The sequence below is a fragment of the Brachybacterium sp. HMSC06H03 genome (genome assembly GCF_001807385.1).
In the GTDB taxonomy this organism is placed as follows: domain Bacteria; phylum Actinomycetota; class Actinomycetes; order Actinomycetales; family Dermabacteraceae; genus Brachybacterium; species Brachybacterium conglomeratum.
Genome location: NZ_KV788695.1, coordinates 1 through 20,494 on the forward strand (window position 1 = coordinate 1; position 20,494 = coordinate 20,494).

The window sequence follows — 20,494 nt, forward strand, 5'->3', positions numbered from 1 at the left end:
GGCTTGACTCGCAACATAGGGACACCCCCCCGACCCCGATCCTGACCTCGGCCCGACCCTTGACGGCCCGCCGGTCCCATGGTTCATTAGTGGGGTAATGAACCAATGAGCCGCAGTCGCGGCGCCGACCCCGGAGGTCCTCGTGCTCGACGAGTCGAAGCCCCTCTTCATCGCGGTGGCGGAGCAGATCGAGGACGGCGTCCTCGATGGCACCTACCCGGAGGAGACCCCCGTGCCCTCGACCAACGAGCTCGCCGCCTTTCTGCGCATCAACCCCGCCACCGCCGGCAAGGGCCTGAACCGCCTGGCCGACGCCGGCGTGCTCGTCAAGCGGCGCGGCGTGGGGATGTTCGTGGCCCCCGGCGCCACCGACCTGGTGCGGCGCCGTCGCCGCCAGGACTTCCGTCAGGCCTACATCGCCCCGCTGCTGCGCGAGGCGGACCACCTGGGGCTCACCGCCCAGGAGGTCATCACCATGCTCACCGAGGAGGACCACCGATGACCGTCGTCGAGACCCGAGACCTGACCAAGCACTTCCGTGACGTCGCCGCGATCGACCACGTCGACCTCGACCTCGACGAGGGGCGCATCCACGGCCTGCTCGGCCGCAACGGCGCCGGCAAGACCACCCTGATGAAGCTGCTCACCGGCCAGACCTTCGCCACCTCCGGGCAGATGCGCGTGTTCGGCGAGGGCCCCGTGGAGAACGCCGCGGTGCTCGCGCGGACCTGCTTCATCCAGGAGAGCCAGAAGTACCCCGACGGCTTCCGGCCCCGGGACGTGCTGCGCATCGCCGAAGGCCTCTACCCCGCCTGGAGCCAGGAGCTCGCCCGCGAGCTGATCGGCGAGTTCCGCCTCCCCGAGAAGCGCCCCATCTCCAAGCTCTCGCGCGGCCAGCTCTCGGCTGTCGGGATCATCCTGGGCCTCGCCTCGCGGGCCCCGCTGACCTTCTTCGACGAGCCGTACCTGGGACTCGACGCGGTCGCGCGGCGACTGTTCTTCGACCGGCTGCTGGCCGACTTCGCCGAGCATCCCCGCACCGTGATCCTGTCCACCCATCACATCGACGAGGTCTCCCACCTCCTCGAGCACGTGGTGCTGCTGGACGGCGGCCGCGTCGTGATCGACGCCGAGGTCGAGGAGCTGCAGGCCGCGGCGATCGAGGTCTCCGGCCGGGCCGACGAGGTCCGCGGGTTCGTCGGGGACGCCGACCTCCTGCACTTCCAGGAGATCGGCGCGCTCGCCACCGCCACGGTCCACGCGGAGCAGGGGCGCGAGGAGCGGGCCCGGACCGCCGGGCTGCAGGTGGGGCCCGTGTCCCTGCAGAACTACATCGTCCACCGCACCAACACCGCCGCGGAGCACCCCGCGACGGTCTCCTGAGAGGAGCTCCGATGCGATATCGCAGCGTCATCGACATGCACGTCGTCAACCGCATGCAGGCATTCGGATGGCAGCCCATCATGGGCGCCATCTCCCTCCTGCTGGTCCTCGCCGTCGGCGCCATCATCGGCAGCCAGGGGCCGGAGGTCCGGGCCGGCATGTACGAGGGCATGACCTGGAACGGCGCGATCTTCGCCCTGCTCGGGCCCATGATCGGCTACGGCTTCACCTCGATGGGCCAGTACTTCCCGCTCGCACTCGGCCTCGGGCTGACCCGACGGGAGTTCGCGACCGGGGTGAGCCTCGTCTTCCTCGCCAACGCGGTCGTCTACTCCGTGGTCATCACGATCGGCAAGATCATCGAGGTCGCCACCGGCGGCTTCGGACTGCGGATCCGCTTCTTCGACGTCTTCTACACCGGCACCGGACCCGCCTGGCAGACCCTGATCCAGACCTTCCTGCTGATCCTCGGCGTGCTGTTCCTGGGGGCGGCGATCACCGCCGCCTACCTGCGGTTCGGTCAACCGTTCCTGTGGATCGCCGGAGCGGTGCTTGCCGTGCTCGCGGTGGCGCTGCTGGCCGGGATCATCCTGCTCGACGGGTTCGGCAGCGGCCTGCTGGAAGTGCTCACGATGGGCTGGGGGCCGTGGATGGCCGTGATCGCCGTGATCGGCGCGGCCTCCGCCGGGGTCTGGCTGCTGCTGGTGCGCCGCACCCAGACGCGCTGAGCGGTCGGGGCGCGGTCCGGCCGGACGGTAGACTTCCGCGGGTGCCTCCGGGCACCGGGAGGGTTGTCAGAGCGGCCGAATGAGATGGTCTTGAAAACCATTGTGCAGTGACCCTGTACCGCGGGTTCGAATCCCGCACCCTCCGCTGACCTGGGCTTCCGGCGTCCGTCGCCGGGGCCGTGTCCCGCGGGGGCGGGCGACGTCGTGGTGAGGGGGAACGTGGCCGGGGTCAGGTATCGCGCGATGCGGGTCTGGTGGGTCCGGGCCGCGCTCGGCGTGGTCTTCGTGCCCGTCTCGCTCCTCATGCTGGGCAGCGGCGCCATGCTGCTGAGCACGGAGTCCGTCGCCGGGGTGCTCGGGTTTCTGCTGTGCCTGTCCCTCGTGCTCTTCATCGGCCTGGTCTGGTTCGTGGGCACCAGGATCCAGTTCCTCGTCGACGACGAGGGGATCACGATCGTCCACTACGTGCGCACCCATCGGATCCCGTGGGAGCGGGTCGCCGTGATCGAGCAGAGCAGCTCCTACTGGACCACGGGCGCCGCGGTCGTCGTGCTGCGCGAGCCCGCCGGCCGACGGATCACCGCGCTCGCGACCACGGATCGCATGATGCTGTACCGCGGGGAGAACCCATTCGACACCGTCCGAGCCGGGAATGCACCGCGCTGCCCCACCCTCGCCGCCATCGAGGCGCACCGCCGCTGGATCGCCGCGGCGAACGCGCGGATGCAGGGTCGACAGGACCCGCGGGCCCTGCACTGACCTGCGCGCTCAGCGGTCCGTCGGCTCCACGCGGCGCTCGCCGGCGCGGACCGGGACCGGCAGGTGGTTGCCCTCCGGCGGGCGGGGGCAGGTCGCCGAGGTGCTGAAGGCCGAGGGGAAGTTCAGCGCCCGGTTCAGGTCCACCTCGATGCGGTCCCCGTCGATCCGCGCCTCCACCTGACGCCAGTCCGCGCTCTCCGTGCCGGAGGTCTCGTCGGTGAACACGAGGGTCGAACGGCCGGTCACGACGAGCTCGATCTCGCGCCCGTCGATCGAGAGGCGCGCGACGCCGGGGGAGGGGATCTCCGAGGTGAGCCAGGGCAGGACCGAACCGACCGTGACCTCCGCCGGACGCGGTACGAAGGTGCCGGTCAGCACCGCGTCCGGGTCGTGGTCGAAGGTCGGCACGCCCTCGAAGGCGGTGCGGCGCGGGGCCGACGGGTCCAGCAGGCGCAGCCCGATCCGGTCGCCGCGGCGGATCACGTCGATCTGCACGTCCTCGCCGAAGCGGGCCAGGCGCACGTCGGCGGCCGCGCCGACGGTGACACGAGTGCGCTCGCCATGGTGCTCGACGAGCGCCTCGGGGGCGTCCGCCAGCAGCTCGAGCGCCTCGCCCTCCCACTCCGCCTCGAGCACGTCGCCCTCGCGCCGCCAGGTGCCGGGCACGCCCTCGATCTCGCGCGCCCCGTCGGCCGGGTCGATCCAGTGCAGTCCCACCTGGGAGAGGATCCCGTGCGGCGCCGCGAGGCCGCGGTCGCGACGGACGCGGAAGGCGAGGAAGTCCTCGGGGGCGGATGCGGTCATGGGAGCCTCCTGCAGGTCTCGGACGGGACGCTCGCAGTCTGCTCCTTCTTACCCCGCACGTCGAGGGCCCGCGTCATGCGCGGTCATCCGGCTCCCCGGACTGAGCCTGCCCTCCTTCCGCCGCGTAGCATGTGCGCCAACCAGGAGCATCGGCCGGATCGAGGAGATGACGACGATGGCGCAGTACACAGGTGTGGCAGTCAGCCCCGGACGGGTGATCGGCACCATCCGCACGATGGCCCCGCCGGTCGCCGAACCGCCGTCGGACGCGGTCCTCGCCGACGGCTCCGACGCCCAGGCCGAGTCCGAGCGGATCCCCGCCGCGGCCGCCGCCGTGCAGGCCACTCTCGCCCGCCTCGCCGAGCGCGCGAACGGCGACGGGAAGAAGATCCTCGAGGCGACCGCACAGATGGCCGCCGACCCCTCCCTCACGCAGACCGCCCAGGGCCTCGTCCTCTCCGGCGGGAAGACGCCCGAGCGGGCCGTGTGGGAGGCCGGCGACCAGGTCGCCTCCATGCTCGAGAACCTCGGCGGGTACATGGCCGAGCGCGCCACCGACGTGCGCGACGTCCGCGCCCGCATCGTCGCCGAGCTGCGCGGCGAGCAGGCCCCCGGCATCCCCGAGGTCGACGAGCCGTTCGTGCTCACCGCCATCGACCTCGCCCCTGCCGACACCGCCACCCTCGACCCCGCGCGGGTGCTCGCCCTGGTCACCTCCGACGGCGGCCCCCAGTCGCACACCGCGATCCTCGCCCGCCAGCTGGGCCTGCCCGCGATCGTCGCCGCGAAGGGGATCCACGAGTTCCCCGACGGCACCGAGGTGTTCATCGACGCCGGCTTCGGCACCATCACCGACGAGGTCACCGAGGAGCACCAGCGCCTCTCCGAGGCGTGGGCCGAGCTGCAGCGCAACCCCCTGACCTACGACGGCGGGGGAGGGGTCCTCGCCGACGGGACCCGCGTGCAGCTGCTGGCCAACATCGGCGGCGCGAAGGACGCCGAGAAGGCGGCCGCCGCGCACGCCGACGGCGTGGGCCTCTTCCGCACCGAGTTCCTGTTCCTGGACCGCGAGGACGAACCCGGCGTGGAGGAGCAGACCGCCGCGTACTCGGAGACCTTCGCGCACTTCCCGGGCAAGAAGGTCGTGGTGCGCACGATCGACGCGGGCGCCGACAAGCCCCTGCCCTTCCTCACCGACGCCGACGAGCCCAACCCCGCCCTCGGCGTGCGCGCCTATCGCACCTCCTGGGAGAAGCGCTCGGTGCTGACCAACCAGCTCGACGCGATCGCCGCCGCCGCGAAGAGCACCGAGGCGAAGCCCTGGGTGATGGCGCCGATGATCGCGACCGTCGAAGAGACCGAGGACTTCGTGGGCCTGTGCCGCGAGCGCGGCCTCGAGCCGGCCGGGATCATGGTCGAGACCCCCTCGGCCGCGATCACCGCCGACCGCCACCTCGCCGAGTCCGACTTCGCCTCGATCGGCACCAACGACCTCACCCAGTACACGATGGCCGCCGACCGCCAGCTCGGCTCCCTCGCGCACCTGAACTCGCCCTGGCAGCCCGCCGTGCTCGCGCTGGTGAAGGCCACCTGCGACGGCGCTCGTGCGGCCGGCGGCGACCCCGAGGCGTTCGGGGAGAGCGCGAACAAGCCCGTCGGCGTGTGCGGCGAGGCCGCGGGCGACCCCGGCCTCGCGGTGGTGCTCGTCGGCCTCGGCGTGAACTCGCTGTCGATGACCCCGCGCTCCCTGCCCGCGGTCGCGAAGGTGCTCTCGACCGTCACCCTCGAGCAGGCCAAGGACCTCGCCGCGAAGGCGCTCGCGGCCCGCACCTCCGAGGACGCGGTGAGCCTGGTCCGCGCGAACCTGCCGATCCTGGGCGAGCTGGGGCTGTGAGGGGCTGAGCTCCCCCTCTCGGCGCTCCTGAACGAGGAAGGCGCCCCACCTGGTCGGTGGGGCGCCTTCCTCGTCGCGGGGAGCTCTCGCTCACTCCTCGGCGTCGAGGTCCTTCTCGAGCAGGTCCGCGAGGGCGTTGACCGACTCCTCGGCCCCCTCGCCCTCGGCGCGGAGGGTCACCTCGTCGCCGTGACCGGCACCGAGGGTCATGAGCATCAGCATGCTCGAGGCCTGCACGGCGCTGCCCCCGGCCTTCTCGATGGTGACGGTGGCCGGCTGCTGCGCAGCGGCCTGGGCGAAGATGCCGGCGGGGCGGGCGTGGAGCCCGGAGGCGCTGGCGATCGTGACGGTGCGCTCTGCCATGGTGGATGCCTTTCGATCGGGTGGTCCCGCGGCCGCGGGCTGCGGGCGAGAAGTCGGGGACGGCTCGGGCGGGGTGCTCAGTCCGTGTGACGCGAATATACCGGGGACGCGATCCGCTCGCGCACCTCGGCGTACAGGGGGTGGGACGGCTCGAGGCCGGTGATCTCCGCGGTCGCGGCGTCCGGATCGGCGGAGGCGAGGATCTCCTGCAGGCGATCGACCTCCTCGTCGCCCTCGGGAGTGAACACGAGCGCGGCGGAGAGGGAGTTCAGCAGCGCCTCGTGGCCGAGCCCCCGCTCGGCGAGCTCCGCGGCGGGGCCGATGATGCGGTCCTGGCGGGAGAGCTTGCGCAGCGGGGAGCGGCCGACGCGCTCGACCGGATCCGGCAGCGCCTCGTTCGCGAAGCGGCCGAGCACCTTCGTGCGGTAGGCGGCCATCTCCTCCTCGGCGAAGCCGTGCTTGGCGACCAGCAGCGAGGAGGTCTCCTCCAGCACGGCCCCGACCTGCGCGGCGACCTCCGGGTCCGCGATCGACTCGGCGATCGTGGCGTGGCCCGTGCGGGCGCCGTGCCAGGCGGTGGTGGCGTGGCCCGTGTTCACCGTGAACAGCTTCCGCTCGATGTACGGGCCGAGGCTGTCCACCCAGGTGATGCCCGGGACGTCCGGCTCGGTGCCCTCGAAGGGTCCGCGCTCGACGGCCCACTCGTGGAAGTCCTCGACGGTGACATCGAGGCCCGCGCCCTCGGCCTGGACCGGGACGATCCGGTCCACGGCGGTGTTCGCGAACAGAGCCTTCTCGTCGAGGTCCTCGCCCTGGTAGGCGGCGCGCACCTCGGCCTCCAACAGATCGGTCGCGTTGATCGCGTTCTCGCAGGCGAGCACTGCGATGCGTGGCGCCCCCGCGGGGCGGGCCGCGATGCCGGCGGCGATGTTCGGGGCCACGAACCGCAGGATCCGGGCGCCGACAGCGGTGGTGACCATGTCCGCCGAGGCGATCTCCTCGGCCAGGCCCTCCGGGTCCTCGCTCGAGTTGATCGCCCGGAAGCCGTCGACCACCGTCGAGGTGGGGTGCCGGCCGACGGTCCGCACCGTGTACGAGTCCGCGTCCTGCAGCGACTCGACCAGCGGCGCGGCGACGTCGGAGAACACCACCTCGAAGCCGGCCTCGTGCAGCAGCAGGCCCACGAAGCCGCGGCCGATGTTCCCTGCACCGAAGTGCACTGCCTTCATCCTGCTCACTCCTTCTCGTCCCCGAGGATCTCGAGGATCTCGTCGGTGGTGGTGGCATCCTCGAGACGCTTGACCTGGGCGGGGTCGGAGAAGGTCATCGCGACCTTCTGGAGCAGGGTGAGGTGCTCGTTGCCGACCCCGGCGATGCCGATCACGAAGGTGGTCGGGTTGCCGTTCCAGTCGATCCCGCCCGGGTAGCGCACGAAGGACATCGCCGAGCGGGTGATCGAGGACTTCGCCTCGTTCGTGCCGTGCGGGATCGCCAGGCCGTTGCCCATGAAGGTGGACACGGTCGCCTCGCGGTCGTGCATCGCCCGCACGTAGCCCTCGTCCACGGCACCGGCGGCGACCAGCAGGGCACCGGCCTCGTCGATGCCGGAGGCGGAATCGGTGGCGGTGCCGTCCAGGACGATGCTGGAGGGGGCGAGGATCTGCGGGGCGGAGTCTGCGGAGTCCTTCGCCGTCTTCTCCTCGTCCGTGCGGGGTGCCGCGTGGCGGCCGCGCGGGGACTCGTCGGCCGACGGGGTGGTCGCGGCGGCGGTCGCCGCACCGGTTCCGGCGGCTGCGCCGGCGCCGGCTGCCGCGTCGGGATCGTTGCGCTGGCCCACGAGCTCGACGACCTCGTCGTAGCGGGGCGAGTTCATGAACTGGTCGACGCTGACGTGGACCGCCGAGCCGGTGCGCTGGCGGGCGCGATCGGTGAGCTCCTTCTGGGTCACCACCACGTCCCACTCGTCGTTCAGGCTCGAGATGGCCTTGTTCGTGACCTCGACGTCGTCGAAGCCGGCCGCGCGCACCTTCTTGCGCAGCACGGTCGCGCCCATGGCGGAGGAGCCCATGCCCGCATCGCAGGCGAAGACGATCTTCCGGATCGGGCCGGTGTGGCCGGAGGCGTCGGCCGCGGCGGCCGCCCCCGCACCCGCGGCGCCCGCCGCGCCGGCACCGGTGAGCGCGCCAGCGACGGAGGACTTCTTGCCCTTCATCTGCTCCATCTTGGCGGTGGCCGCGGCGATGTCGCCGTCGTCCTGCTTGCCGATCTTCAGGAAGAGTGTCGAGAGCAGGAAGCTGACGGTGGCCGCGCCGAGCACGGCGAGGGCGATGCCCAGGTAGGAGTCGCGGGCGGCGACGCCGAAGATCGCGAAGATCGAGCCGGGGGAGGCGGGGGCGATGAGGCCAGTGCCGAAGGCGACGTTGATCGCGACGCCGGTCATGCCGCCGCCGATCGCGGCGAGGATCAGCAGCGGCTTCATCAGCACGTAGGGGAAGTAGATCTCGTGGATGCCGCCGAAGAACTGGATGATCGCAGCGCCCGGGGCGGAGGCCTTCGCAGCCCCGCGGCCGAAGAAGGTGAAGGCCAGCAGGATGCCGACGCCCGGGCCGGGGTTCGACTCGAGCAGGAACAGGACGGACTTCCCGTTGATGGCCGCCTCGGAGATGCCCAGCGGCGTGAGCACGCCGTGGTTGATGGCGTTGTTGAGGAAGAAGACCTTCGCGGGCTCGATCAGGATCGAGACCAGCGGGAGCAGCCCGGCGTTCACGAGCGCCGCGACGCCGTTGGAGAGCAGGGTCATCAGGCCGTTCACCAGCGGGGCGAGGCCGAAGAAGCCCGCCGCCAGCAGGCCGAAGCCGATGATGCCGGCGGAGAACATGTTCACGAGCATCTCGAAGCCGGCGGGGATGTGGTCCTGCCAGAGCCGGTCGAGCTTCTTCATGATCCACGCTGCGAGCGGCGCCATGATCATCGCGCCGATGAACATGTGGACCTCGCCGAGCGGGGCGTAGTCCGCGGCGTCCTTGCCGGAGGCCACCCACTGCTCGAGCAGCTGCGCGTTCTCCTGGTCGATCAGCCAGTCCGAGCCGGCGATCACGCCCATCGTCGCGATCACGCCGACCACGGCGCCGCGCGCCTCGTAGACCATCCGGCCGCCCGTGTTCGCGATGAGCAGCGGCAGCAGGTAGTGGATCATCGGGCCGACGGCCGCGGCGAGCGGCTCGTTCGGGGTCCACCCCTCAGGGATGAAGAACGCGGTGAGGATGCCCCACGCGATCAGGGCCGGGATGTTCGGCATCACCATGTTCGACAGCGATGTGCCGACCTTCTGCAGGGCGACGCGCGGGCCGGCCCCGCTCTTGGTCTCGGTCGTGGCGGTCATGAGCCATCCTCACGGGGGTGCGGGACCACGGGGCTGGTCCTCGGTGGGCGACGTCGCGGGCCGGGCGGCTCGCTGCGGCCGGTCGGGGCCGTGCCCTCTCGAGGAACCGTGGGCCTGCTCCGTCGGCGTGCCCCGCAGTCTAGACCCGGACCGGGCTCGGACGGCGGTCGCCGGTCCTGCGTCGTGCGAGGTGAGCGGGGATCAGACCGCGTCGGCCGCCTCGTCGTCCTCGGTCGCGACGGCACGGGTCGCCCGCCAGCGCCGGTACGACACGACGGTCAGGACGAGCACCACGACCCAGGAGGCCACCACGACGGCGCCGTGGAACACGTCCGGGGCGGCGAGGAAGGCGCCGATCGCGATGAGGGAGACCTGGCCGGGCAGCGCCGAGAGCGCTGTGGCCAGCAGGAACTCGCGGCTCGGGATGCCGAGCGCGCCGCTGCCGTAGTTCACCGGCCAGTAGGGGATCCCGGGCATCAGCCGCAGGGTGCACACCGCGTAGAAGCCGCCGCCCTCCAGGCGCTCCTCGACGACCTCACGGTGCGAGCCGAGCGCCCGCATCACCGTCTCGCGGCCCAGCGCCCGGGCGAGCCAGTACGCGCCGAGGCAGCCGGCCGTCACCCCGATCATCGACAGGAGCGTGCCGGGACCCAGGCCGAACAGCATCCCGCCGGCGACCGCCATGATCGTCACGGGGATCGGGGTCAGCGCCACCAGGGCGTAGAGGGCGATGAAGGCCAGCGGTGCCCAGGCGCCGAAGTCGTCGATGTCCGCGCGCAGCTCGTCCAGCGAGGGCAGGCGCACGTTCAGCGCGAGCCACACCATCGCCAGCGATGCTGCGACGAGCGCGACGTTGCGCGCGATGGAACCCCAGGGCGTGCTGTCCCGCTCCGCCCCGGGGCTCGTGCGCTCGGAGGTGCTCAGAGGGCGCCCTGCGACTCCGTCCCCGCGGGGATCGGGGTCATGCGGGTGACGGTGGCGGGGCCCTCGATGAGGTCGGCGATGTCGGCGCGAAGGATCTTCACCTGGTCGCTCTCGCCGTGGACGTCGAGGTCCTCGACCGTCGTCCACTTCTCGATCATCGTCACGGTGCCGTCCTCGGCGTCGTGGATCGCGTAGAGCTCGCAGCCCTTCTCGGTGTGGACGGCCTCGATGCCGCGGCGCATGGCCTCCGCGAGCTCCTTCTGCTTGCCGGGCTTGGGCTGGAAGACGGCGGTGACGACGACGGTCATGGGAACTCCTCGGGGTGCAGGAACACTGATCGTCCCCCATGGTGCCGTGCTCGACTGAACCGTTCCACCGCGTCCCACGCGGTCCCTCAGCCGTGCTCCTCGGCGGACGGTGTCCGCGAGGCGCAGCCCTCGAGTGCAGGCGTGGCGCTCCCCCCGGTCACAGCGCGGCCTCACGCGGACTTCTTCGAAGCGCCTGATCTCTTGGCGGTACCGGACTTCTTGGTGCTGCCGGATTTCTTGCTGCTCGGCTTCTTGCTGCCCGACTTCCTGGTGCCGCCCGACTTCTCTCCGTCGTCGCCGGCTCCTGTGTCGCCGCCGCGGCGCCTCCGCACGCTTCGCTCGAGGGCGTCCATGAGGCTGATGACCTTGCCGCCCTCCTCCGAGTCCTCCCCGGAGCTCTGTTTCCCGAAGGTCGCGTCGGTGTCGACCGTGTCGCCTTCGTCCAGCTTCGCCTCGAGCAGCCGACGCAGCTCCGCCTGGTACTCGTCGGTGAACTGCTCGGGATGGAAGTCGTCGCTGAACTGCTCGACCAGTGCGGCGGACATCTCCATCTCCTTCGCGGAGACCTTCGACCTCGAGGGCCCGAAGTCGACGTCCTTGAGATCGGTCGGCCAGCGCAGGGTCTGCAGGGCCAGCAGGTCCTCGTGCACCCGGAGCACGCCCAGGCGCGCCTTCGTCCGCAGCGTGAAGGTGACGATCGCGGTGCGCTCGGTCTCCTCGAGGGTCCTCCGCAGCAGCACGTAGGCCTTCGAGGAGCGGCCGACGGGCTCGAGGAAGTACGAGGTGCCCAGCAGGATCGGGTCCACCTGGTCCGAGGGCACGAACTGCACCACGTCGATCTCGTCGCTCTCCTCCGCCGGGAGGGCATCGAGCTCCTCGTCGGAGAGCACGACCGTCTTGTCGCCGTCCTCGTAGGCCTTGTCGATGTGCTCGTAGTCGATCTCCCGCCCGCACACCTCGCAGCGCCGCTCGTAGCGGATCCTCCCCTGGTCGTCGTCGTGCACCTGGTGGAAGGAGATGTCGTGCGAACGTGTCGCCCCGTAGAGCTTCACCGGCACGTTCACGAGTCCGAAGGTGATCTCACCGCTCCATATCGCGCGCATGCCCCATGACACCACGGGGCGCGGCGCGCCGCCAGGAACGATCGGTCGGCGCCCCGGCCCGGCGCGTGACGTATCCGGTGATCGGAGGCACAGTGGGGACATGGCCACTCGAGAGCAGCAGGTGGAGATCGACGGGCGCCGGCTGAGGCTGTCGAACCTCGACAAGATCCTCTACCCGGCCACGGGCACCACCAAGGGCGAGGTGATCGACTACTACCACCGCATCGCCCCGGTGATGGTCCCGCAGGCGACGCGTCGCCCGGCGACGCGCAAGCGCTGGGTGGACGGGGTGGGCACCGCCGAGTCGCCGGGCAAGGCGTTCTTCCGCAAGGACCTCGAGGACCACGCCCCCGATTGGATCCCGCGCGCCGACATCGAGCACAGCGACGGCGTCTCCACCTACCCGCTCGTGGACGAGGCGGCCGTCCTCGTCTGGCTCGCCCAGCTCGCCGCGCTCGAGGTCCACACCCCCCAGTGGCGCTTCGACGCGGACCTCGAGCCCGCACGCCCCGATCGGATGGTCCTGGACCTCGACCCCGGCGAGGGGGCCGGGCTGGCGGAGTGCGCCCGTGCGGCGGCCTGGTGCCGCGAGATCCTCACCGACATGGGCCTCGAGAGCTTCCCGGTGACCTCCGGCTCCAAGGGCATCCACCTCTACGCGCCGCTGGACGGCAGCGCGAGCTCCGAGGAGGTCGACCAGGTCGCGCGCGAGCTCGCCCGAGCTCTCGAGACCGACCACCCCGAGGAGGTGATCAGCACCCAGTCCCGTTCGAAGCGCACCGGCAAGGTCCTCGTGGACTGGTCACAGAACAACGGCAAGAAGACGACGGTCTGCCCCTACTCCCTGCGCGGACGCCTGCGGCCCACCGTCGCCGCCCCGCGCACGTGGGAGGAGATCGAGGACCCCGCGCTCGCACACCTCGAGATGGCCGAGGTGCTCGAACGGGTCGAGGGCGGGATCGACCTCCTCGCGCCCCTCGGGCAGGACGAGGAGGGCGGCGCCGCGCCGGCCGGGCGGGCCCGCGACCGGCTCGAGGTGTACCGCTCGAAGCGCGACCCCGAGCGCACGCCCGAGCCCGTCCCCGCCCCCGACGTCGGCAGCGCCGCCGCGCAGGAGGCGCTCGAGGACGCGGAGCCGATGTTCGTCGTCCAGGAGCACCACGCCAGTCGTCTGCACTGGGACTTCCGCCTCCAGCACGAGGGCGTGCTGGTCTCCTGGGCGGTGCCCAAGGGGCCGCCCCTCGAGACGGGCGTCAACCGCCTGGCCGTGCAGACCGAGGACCACCCGCTCGAGTACGGCACCTTCGAGGGCACCATCCCGAAGGACGAGTACGGCGGCGGCGACGTCACCCTCTGGGACACCGGAACCATCGAGATCGAGAAGTGGCGCGAGGGGCGCGAGGTGATCGTGGTCTGCCACGGACGACCCGACGGCGGGCTCGGCGGCGTGCCCCGACGCTTCGCCCTCCTCCACACCGGCGGCATGGGCGGATCGCGCCGCTCCGAGGCGGCGCAGGAGAAGGCCGAGGCGAACTGGCTGCTGCACCTGATGAAGGACCAGCCCGAGGCCGACGGCGCAGAGGGGCCGGGCCCCGCCCCCACGGTGCCGTCGGAGGACGTCGAGATGGGCGAGCCGATCGCGCCGATGCTCGCCACCCTCGGGAGCCGGGAGGACATCCGCGAGGAGGACGAGTGGGCCTTCGAGATGAAGTGGGACGGGGTGCGTGTCATCGCGACCGTCCTGGGAGACCGGGTCCGTCTGACCAGTCGCGGCGGCAAGGACCTCACCGTCACGTTCCCCGAGCTGGCCGAGCTCGTCGACGCCGTGGCGCCGCCCCTGCGGGAGGCGGGGGAGACCGTGCTCGACGGGGAGATCGTGGCCCTGGACGGCCGTGACCGGCCCTCCTTCTCCCGCCTCCAGCAGCGGCTCGGCCTCACCCGGGAGCGCGACGTCGAGCGGGCCCGGAAGGACGTCGAGGTCCACGTGATGCTCTTCGACCTGCTCGTGCAGGGAGGCGACTCGCTGCTGCGCACCCCCTACCGGCAGCGGCGCGACCGGCTGTTCGAGGCGGTGCACGCCACCGACCACGTCCAGCTGCCGCACGCCGACCACGGCGACGTGGACCAGGCGATCGCCCTGTCGAAGGAGCTCCAGCTCGAGGGGGTGATGGCGAAGACGGAGAGCGGCGTCTACCGGCCGGGCAAGCGCACCCGCACCTGGATCAAGCTCAAGAACGCCCGTCACCAGGAGGTCGTGGTGATCGGGTGGCGCCACGGCAAGGGTGAGCGTTCCGGGACGATCGGTTCCCTCCTGGTCGCCGTCCCCGACCCGAGCGGGGATCTGCACTACGCCGGCCGCGTGGGCACCGGGTTCTCCACTCGCGATCTCGAGGAGATCGCGGGCCGGCTCCGCTCCCGCTCCCGGAAGACCCCGCCGGTCGACGACGTCCCCTCCGCGGACCGGCGCGATGCGGAATGGGTCCGCGCTGACCTGGTGGGGGAGGTGCAGCATGCCGAACGCACCGACGACGGCCGGCTGCGCCATCCCGTGTGGCGCGGATGGCGCCCGGACAAGCGGGCCGAGCAGGTGCGGTGGGAGACATGAGGGGGCCCGGGCTCATGGCGTGGTCTCCTGGATCACACCCGGGCCCCCGCAGCCCCGCCGATGACGTAGTCTTGGCGTGCACGGCGCAGGATGCCTCCCTCGGGGGCGACCGACGACGGTCGCGCATCACCGACGAGACAGGGACTCCATCACCTCCTCCGCACTGCCCACGAACTCCTCTCCGCACCATCCCCGGTCGCTCGCAGTGCCCGCCGAGCGCTCCGCCCCCTCCCGGCTGCGAGCCGATGCCGACGCCCTCGTCGCCGCGCTCGCCGGAGGGGCACCCACGGCCTCCGGGCCCCAGTACAGCCGCATCGGCGACGTCACGTCGTCGACCGCGGCTCAGGCGGCCCCCGTGGCCGCACCCGCACCCCGCCGCGACGACCACACCGGTCGCCGTGCTCCCGGGATGCGCCCATCCGCGACGGCGCCGTCGTCACGGATCTACGGGTCACGGACCGTGACTCACGACAACGAAGGAAATATCGCCATGGCTACTGGCATCGTCAGCTGGTTCAACTCCGACAAGGGCTACGGCTTCATCGCCCCCGAGGACGGCTCCGCCGATGTGTTCGCGCACTTCTCCGCGATCGTCGGCACCGGCCGTCGCGACCTGGTCGAGAACCAGCGCGTGGAGTTCGACGTCGAGCAGGGCCCCAAGGGCCTGCAGGCGACGAACATCCGCGGTCTCTGAGCTTCCGCACCACTCGACGCCCGTCGTCCCGGCACCTGCCGGGGCGGCGGGCGTCGTCGTTCCCGGGGGAGCCGCGCAGCGCCCGCTCCGCGGCACGGTCACCAGCGGAGCAGGTGCTCTCCGGGGCCGAGCTCCTGCGGCGCCGCCGTGCCCGGCTCCTGCGGGAGCACGACCGTCGCGCGCGTGCCGCCCGGAACCGTGAGGACGAGGGTGCGGGCCTCGCGGTCGAGGTCCAGGGCGATCTCGCCGGCGTCCGTCGCTCGGGTCATCGCGATGCGGCCGACGGGGACGTCCGGGTCCGGGGCGACGACGAACTCCTCCCAGCCCTCTGCGCCGCGGCGCAGCCCGGCCACGTGCTCGTGGAGCCAGGTCACGGGCGTGCCCATGAAGTAGTGGGAGTGCGAGCGCGGCTGCTCCCACATCTCCGCGAAGGTCGAGTTGCCGGCCTCGAGCCAGGCCCGCCAGCCGGGCGCCGTCGGGTTCGAGAGCACCCGCCACGCGAGCGCGCCGTGGCCGTGCGCGGAGAGGACCGGGAGCAGGAAGCGGACCCCGAGGTGGCCGCAGTCGTGGTGGTCGCCGCGGGCGGTGAGGTCGGCGACGAGGTGATCGACGACGGCGCCGCTGTGCTCGGGCGGGACGATCCCGAAGGCCAGGGGGAGGATGTTCGAGGTCTGGCGTTACGTGGGCGTGCCGGGTTCCGCGGCCGTGCCCGGGTCGCGGTAGAGGCCGCGTGTCGCGTCGAGGAAGACGGAGTTCACCGCCTGCTCGAGGGTGGAGGCGTCGGTGCGGAGCGTGTCCGGGGCGGGGAGGTCCGGTGCGAGCGGTTCGCCGGCCGCTGTTGCGCGCTCGAGCGCATGGGCCAGGCGGCGCAGGGCGTGGGCCACCAGGAGCGTGCCCGACAGGCGCCTGTCCTCCGGGGCGGGGCCCGGGCTGCCGGGGGAGAGGTAATCGCCGAGCACCGAGGAGATCAGTCCGTCCTCGTCCTGTCGGTCCAGCTCATGGGCGAGATACCGGGCGGCGGCCGGAGCGTGCCGTGCGACCGGGTCCGTCTCCCCGTACTCGCACACCATCTCGTCCAGCAGCACCTGCAGCAGGCACGTCCACTCCGGGGCGGGGGAGAGCTCCTCGCAGCCCCAGCCGGGGTTCGGGGAGATGACCGCGAGGGAGCCGTCGTCCCGCTGGCCGTCCACCTGGTCCTCCAGCCACTTGCGCAGCATCCGGCGCATGTCGAAGCCTGTCGTCATCGCCGCGAGCGACGTCAGCGCGTCCCCCGTCCAGCCGTTCTTCTCCTGGCTCGGGGTGTCGGTGGGGACGTGGTGCATGTTGTTCAGCAGCGAGGCGCGCATCGCGCGGTCCATCGCCTCGGCGTGCGCGTCCGAGCTGGTCAGCGTGCTCGCGGGGCGCAGGTCGGCATGGGCGAGGATGCCGGTGACCTGCACGCGCGCGAGGTCCCCGGGCGATGCCTCGAGCTCGACGTAGCGGAAGCCCTTGTAGGAATGGCGGGGCGCGAAGGAGCGGGCGCACGCGGGATCGAGGCGGAGGCGGTCCTCCTGGAAGCGGTCCGTGTGCACGTGCTCGTTGCGCGCATCGACCCGGCCGTCCTCCCGCAGCTTCTCCGCGTGACGGGCGACCAGCAGCAGCGGCGGGGCGTCGGCCGGGATGTCCTCGCGCAGCGAGAAACGGCACCAGCCGGCGATCACCCGGCCCATGTCCAGCACGGTGCGGGTGGGGGAGGAGGAGACGACCGCGGGCGTGATCTCGTCCTGCTCCCGGATCGGCTCCTGGACCTGTCGGACCATCATCGGCTCAGGGACCTCGCGGCCGTGTCCGCCCCGTCGGGCGCCGCGCCGGGAGGACGCCGCCAGCACCGGCGCCCAGTCCGAGTCGTCGTAGCCGGGGAGCAGCCAGGCCTCCGGGCCCTCGACCGGGGCGTAGGTCTCGCCCTCGTACATCGAGTCGAAGGCCACCGGGCCCGGGCGGGTGCGCCAGTCCTGGCCGGTGGCGACAGCCCGGGAGGAGCCGTCGGCCAGATGCATCCGCAGATGCGCCCAGGCCCGCACCGGACCCCGCCAGGGCGCCAGGTGCCAGCGCCACTCGTTCGGGGTGGTCATCGCATGGAAGCCGCGTCCCAGCTCGATGCCCAGCACGTTCTCGCCTCGGTGCAGCAGCGCGCCCACCTCGAGCTCCCGCACCTGGATGCGAGCGCGGGGATCGGTGAGGCCGGGGTCCAGACGTGCATCGTCCACCTCGGCGCCGTTGAGCGCGGCGCGGAAGGTGCCGAGCCCCGTCACCAGCAGGCGGGCCGATACCGGCGGGGCGGCCAGCTCGAAGCAGAGCCGCAGCAGCGGGTTCTGCGGGTCCTCGCCGGGGGCGGTGATCCAGGACGCGAGCGCGGGATCGATGCGGTGATCGCGGGGGGACATGCGGTGCCACCTGCTCCTGGGGTCCTCGACGACGGGTCCCGCCAGTCTTCCACGCTCCCAGCGGCCTCCGGGGCACCGGTGCCACCATGGCCCGATGGACATCGGCGAGATCCCCGACGCGATCGGAGGGCGCCTCGCGCCCGGACCCGTCCCCGACGACGGACCCTGGATCCTGCTCGCCCTGGCCGTCGCGGCGCTCGCCGTGGTGGTGCCGCCGCTGTGGCGGCTGCTGCGCCCCGGCGTGACGATCGTGCACGAGCTCGGCCACGCCGCCGTCGGGATCCTCATGGGCAGGCGCTTCACCGGCTTCGTCGTCTCCGCCGACATGTCCGGCCACGCCGTCACCGTCGGCCCCCGCCGCGGGATCGGCCGGATCCTCTCGACCTGGGCCGGCTATCCCGCACCCGCGGTCCTCGGCGCGCTGCTCGTGCAGATCGCGCTGCACGGCTGGGCGCGCACCGCCCTGTTCGCGGCGCTGGTCGTGCTGGTGGTCTCCCTCGTGTTCACCCGCTCCGGGCACACCGTCCTCGCCGTGCTCGCCAGCGCCGCCGGGATCGGGGCGCTGTGGTGGTGGGGCAGCCCCGCGCTCACCGCCCTGCTCACCCTCGCCGCCGGCGTGTTCCTGCTGCTGGGGGCCTGGCGCCACCTCGGCTCCGTGCTCCGCCGGGGCGGGCGGCAGGACGACCCCGGTCAGCTCGCCCAGCTCACCCCGGTCCCCGCCGCGCTGTGGAACCTCAGCTTCACGCTCGTGATCGCGCTGGGCAGCTGGTGGGCGGGCGCGACACTGGTGGATTTGCTGCGCTGACGCCCGCCGGGATCTCCCTCGCCCCGGAGCGCGGCCGACGCGATGGCGCGCGCAGGCGGCGAGGGTGAGAATCGGGGAGTACCCACGACGCGGAGGTGAGGAGCATGGACTGGACGAGCTGGATCGGCCTGCTGGACGCCCAGGACTCGTGGATCGCCCGCGAGATCGTGCAGCGGGGCGTCGCGGCGGTGTACGTGCTCGCCTTCCTCTCGACCTTCCATCAGTTCCCGGTGCTGCTGGGGGAGAGGGGACTGCTGCCCGTGCCCGCATTCCTCGCACGGGCGGGGGACCGAGCCGGGCCCACGCTCTTCCGCCATGTCCCCTACAGCGATGCACTGCTGCGCGGGATGTGCCTGCTGGGGATGCTGCTCGGGCTCGCCGTCGTGCTCGGGCTGCCGCAGCAGGGACCCGCATGGAGCATGCTCGCGGTGTTCGGGACGATGTGGGCGATGTACCTGTCGATCGTCTCCGTGGGGCAGATCTTCTACGGATACGGCTGGGAGTCGATGCTGCTGGAGTGCGGTGCGCTCATGGGTCTGCTCGGCTCGCACGCCGTCCCGCCGCCGCAGCTGATGATCCTGTTCCTGCTCTGGCTGCTGATCCGTCTCGAGTTCGGGGCCGGGATGATCAAGATGCGCGGGGACCGCTCCTGGCGGGACCTCACGGCGATGGACCACCACCACGAGACCCAGCCGATGCCGGGCCCGCTCAGCCGCACCGCCCACCTCATGCCCCGCTGGTGGCACCGGGCCGAGGTGCTCGGCAGCCACGCCGTGCAGCTCGGGATCATCTGGCTCGTGCTCGCCCCGCAGCCGGTCGCGTCCTTCGCCGCCTGCGCCGTGATCGCCACCCAGCTGTTCCTGGTCATGACCGGGAACTACGCCTGGCTGAACTGGCTGACGATCCTCGTGGCCTGCGCCGCGATCTCCGATGCGTTCTGGCGCTGGCTGCTCGGCGGCCCGTTCCCGGGGTGGAGCTGGTTCGGGGTGCCGCTCGGGGCCGACGGCGGCGGCGCGGGCGCGGAGGTGTCCTCGCCGCTGTGGTGGACGGCGCTGGTCGCGGCCGCATTCGCCCTGCTCGCCGTGCTCTCCAGGAAGCCGCTCGCGAACCTGTTCTCCTCGCACCAGCTGATGAACGCGAGCTTCGACCGCTTCCACCTCGTGAACGCCTACGGTGCCTTCGGCTCGATGACCGAGCGGCGGTACGAGGTGATCATCGAGGGGACCGAGGACGCCGCGGGACAGGAGGCCGCGGAGGAGACCTGGCAGGCCTACGAGTTCCGTGGCAAGCCCGGCGACCTGCGCCGACCTCCCCGCCAGGTCGCGCCATATCACCTGCGGCTCGACTGGCAGATGTGGTTCCTCGCGCTGCGGCCCGGCGCCGATACGTGGTTCGTGGCGCTGCTCGAGCGGCTCGCCGACGGGGACCCCGGGGTGCGCCGACTGCTCGCCCGCGACCCCTTCGACGGCCGGGCGCCGACGGCGCTGCGGGCGCGGTACAGCCTCTACCGCTTCGCCCGTCGCGAGGAGCGGCGGTGGAGCGGCGCGCGGTGGGTCGTGACGGACCTCGGGGTGATCGCGCGGCGGTGAGTGCGTACCCTGGGACCTCGCCGTAGCTTTCCAGCCTCCGAGGAGTCCCATGTCCACGATCGCCGTACCGGCTCGCCGTCCCGTCCTGGCCGACGCCCTGGCCCCGCACCGCACCCTGCTGCGCGATGCCCTGCTCGTCGCCGCCGGCGCCGCGGTCGTCGCGGTCCTCGCCCAGGTCACGATCCCGCTGCCGCTCGTGCCGATCACCGGGCAGACCCTCGGCGTGATCCTCGTCGGCGCGGCGCTGGGCTCCCGTCGCGGGGCGATCTCGCTGGCGACCTACATGGCCGTCGGCCTCGCCGGCGCGCCCGTCTTCGCCGAGTTCTCCGGCGGGCCCGCGATGGTCCTCTCGCCGAGCTTCGGCTTCGTGCTCGGCTTCATCCCCGCCGCCTTCGTCGCCGGCTGGTTCGCCGAGCGCGCCTGGGACCGCCGCCCCGTGCTCGCCATGACCGGTTTCGTCGCCGCGAGCATCGTGCCCTTCCTCGTCGGCGTGCCGTACCTCGCGATGATCCTCAACGCCGTGATGGGCGCGGGCGCCGACCTCGGCGCCGTGCTCGCCGCGGGCCTGTGGCCCTTCATCCCCGGCGGCCTGGTCAAGGCCGCGCTCGCCGCGCTTCTGATCCCCGCCGCATGGAAGGGCGTGCGCGCCCTCGACGAGCGCCGCTGATCCCCGGCGGTCCTGCCCGCCGCACCGTCCCGAGCCCCGCGGCCGACGCCTTCCCGTCGGCCG

The 20,494-nt window shown here is 72.2% G+C and carries 18 protein-coding genes, 1 tRNA gene and 1 pseudogene; 11 read left to right on the forward strand and 9 right to left on the reverse strand.

Annotated features, from left to right (window positions below):
• Positions 1–142 precede the first annotated feature (142 nt).
• The 5 genes from HMPREF3159_RS04165 to HMPREF3159_RS04185 all read left to right on the forward strand — a co-directional run bounded on the left by HMPREF3159_RS04165 (position 143) and on the right by HMPREF3159_RS04185 (position 2,870).
• Positions 143–502, forward strand: coding sequence for a GntR family transcriptional regulator (locus HMPREF3159_RS04165; RefSeq protein WP_070499812.1), 360 nt, complete (start codon positions 143–145; stop codon positions 500–502).
• Positions 499–1,383, forward strand: a complete 885-nt coding sequence (locus tag HMPREF3159_RS04170) for an ABC transporter ATP-binding protein (RefSeq protein ID WP_070499813.1) — start codon at positions 499–501, stop codon at positions 1,381–1,383. Before HMPREF3159_RS04165 ends, HMPREF3159_RS04170 begins: the two co-directional genes overlap by 4 nt.
• An 11-nt stretch (positions 1,384–1,394) precedes the next feature.
• A complete protein-coding gene (locus HMPREF3159_RS04175; protein WP_070499814.1) occupies positions 1,395–2,111 on the forward strand; it encodes a hypothetical protein in 717 nt (238 codons plus the stop codon).
• 57 nt (positions 2,112–2,168) lie between these two features.
• Positions 2,169–2,256 (forward strand) — tRNA-Ser (locus HMPREF3159_RS04180).
• Positions 2,257–2,330: 74 nt separating this feature from the next.
• The gene (locus HMPREF3159_RS04185; protein WP_070499815.1) at positions 2,331–2,870 is read left to right on the forward strand and encodes a hypothetical protein; all 540 of its coding nucleotides are present in this window, start codon (positions 2,331–2,333) and stop codon (positions 2,868–2,870) included.
• A gap of 9 nt (positions 2,871–2,879) precedes the next feature.
• Here HMPREF3159_RS04185 and HMPREF3159_RS04190 read toward each other — a convergent pair whose 3' ends face one another.
• Positions 2,880–3,674 carry a DUF1684 domain-containing protein gene (locus tag HMPREF3159_RS04190; protein ID WP_070499816.1) on the reverse strand — a complete coding sequence of 265 codons (795 nt, stop codon included), beginning with the start codon at positions 3,672–3,674 and terminating at the stop codon, positions 2,880–2,882.
• Between the two features lie 175 nt (positions 3,675–3,849).
• Between HMPREF3159_RS04190 and ptsP the strand changes: the two genes are divergently transcribed.
• Positions 3,850–5,568 (forward strand): phosphoenolpyruvate--protein phosphotransferase, encoded by a 1,719-nt coding sequence (ptsP, locus tag HMPREF3159_RS04195; protein WP_070499830.1) that lies wholly within the window; start codon positions 3,850–3,852, stop codon positions 5,566–5,568.
• 90 nt (positions 5,569–5,658) lie between these two features.
• On the opposite strand, the gene HMPREF3159_RS04200 is transcribed toward ptsP, so the two are convergent.
• The 6 genes from HMPREF3159_RS04200 to HMPREF3159_RS04225 form a co-directional block, all read right to left on the reverse strand.
• Positions 5,659–5,931, reverse strand: coding sequence for an HPr family phosphocarrier protein (locus tag HMPREF3159_RS04200; protein WP_010550035.1), 273 nt, complete (start codon positions 5,929–5,931; stop codon positions 5,659–5,661).
• Between the two features lie 77 nt (positions 5,932–6,008).
• Entirely contained in the window at positions 6,009–7,160 is a 1,152-nt protein-coding gene (locus HMPREF3159_RS04205; RefSeq protein ID WP_070499817.1) for a mannitol-1-phosphate 5-dehydrogenase, read from the reverse strand.
• A gap of 5 nt (positions 7,161–7,165) precedes the next feature.
• Positions 7,166–9,313, reverse strand: a complete 2,148-nt coding sequence (locus HMPREF3159_RS04210) for a PTS sugar transporter subunit IIA (RefSeq protein WP_070499818.1) — start codon at positions 9,311–9,313, stop codon at positions 7,166–7,168.
• 201 nt (positions 9,314–9,514) lie between these two features.
• Positions 9,515–10,138 carry a TVP38/TMEM64 family protein gene (locus tag HMPREF3159_RS04215; protein ID WP_070499819.1) on the reverse strand — a complete coding sequence of 208 codons (624 nt, stop codon included), beginning with the start codon at positions 10,136–10,138 and terminating at the stop codon, positions 9,515–9,517.
• A 95-nt stretch (positions 10,139–10,233) separates the two neighbouring features.
• Positions 10,234–10,545, reverse strand: a complete 312-nt coding sequence (locus HMPREF3159_RS04220; RefSeq protein ID WP_070499820.1) for a putative quinol monooxygenase — start codon at positions 10,543–10,545, stop codon at positions 10,234–10,236.
• A 170-nt stretch (positions 10,546–10,715) separates the two neighbouring features.
• Complete coding sequence (locus HMPREF3159_RS04225) at positions 10,716–11,648, reverse strand: non-homologous end joining protein Ku (protein ID WP_070499821.1); 933 nt, start codon at positions 11,646–11,648, stop codon at positions 10,716–10,718.
• Positions 11,649–11,748: 100 nt separating this feature from the next.
• Between HMPREF3159_RS04225 and HMPREF3159_RS04230 the strand changes: the two genes are divergently transcribed.
• Entirely contained in the window at positions 11,749–14,253 is a 2,505-nt protein-coding gene (locus HMPREF3159_RS04230) for an ATP-dependent DNA ligase (protein WP_070499822.1), read from the forward strand.
• Between the two features lie 490 nt (positions 14,254–14,743).
• A complete protein-coding gene (locus tag HMPREF3159_RS04240; protein ID WP_070499824.1) occupies positions 14,744–14,947 on the forward strand; it encodes a cold-shock protein in 204 nt (67 codons plus the stop codon).
• A gap of 98 nt (positions 14,948–15,045) precedes the next feature.
• Here the strand turns inward: HMPREF3159_RS04240 and HMPREF3159_RS04245 are convergent, their stop codons facing one another.
• Together HMPREF3159_RS04245 and HMPREF3159_RS04250 are read right to left on the reverse strand one after the other, a co-directional pair.
• Positions 15,046–15,333 carry an alpha-L-rhamnosidase C-terminal domain-containing protein gene (locus tag HMPREF3159_RS04245; protein ID WP_246821466.1) on the reverse strand — a complete coding sequence of 96 codons (288 nt, stop codon included), beginning with the start codon at positions 15,331–15,333 and terminating at the stop codon, positions 15,046–15,048.
• A pseudogene (locus HMPREF3159_RS04250) lies at positions 15,310–17,472 on the reverse strand (family 78 glycoside hydrolase catalytic domain); the annotation flags it as partial. The gene HMPREF3159_RS04245 and the pseudogene HMPREF3159_RS04250, both read right to left, overlap by 24 nt.
• Between HMPREF3159_RS04250 and HMPREF3159_RS04255 the strand changes: the two are divergent.
• From HMPREF3159_RS04255 to HMPREF3159_RS04265, 3 genes are all read left to right on the forward strand, one after another.
• Positions 17,465–18,175 carry a M50 family metallopeptidase gene (locus HMPREF3159_RS04255; protein WP_070499827.1) on the forward strand — a complete coding sequence of 237 codons (711 nt, stop codon included), beginning with the start codon at positions 17,465–17,467 and terminating at the stop codon, positions 18,173–18,175. The pseudogene HMPREF3159_RS04250 and the gene HMPREF3159_RS04255 overlap by 8 nt on opposite strands.
• A 104-nt stretch (positions 18,176–18,279) precedes the next feature.
• Positions 18,280–19,764, forward strand: coding sequence for a lipase maturation factor family protein (locus tag HMPREF3159_RS04260; protein ID WP_070499828.1), 1,485 nt, complete (start codon positions 18,280–18,282; stop codon positions 19,762–19,764).
• Positions 19,765–19,813: 49 nt separating this feature from the next.
• Complete coding sequence (locus HMPREF3159_RS04265) at positions 19,814–20,431, forward strand: biotin transporter BioY (RefSeq protein WP_070499829.1); 618 nt, start codon at positions 19,814–19,816, stop codon at positions 20,429–20,431.
• Positions 20,432–20,494 lie beyond the last annotated feature (63 nt).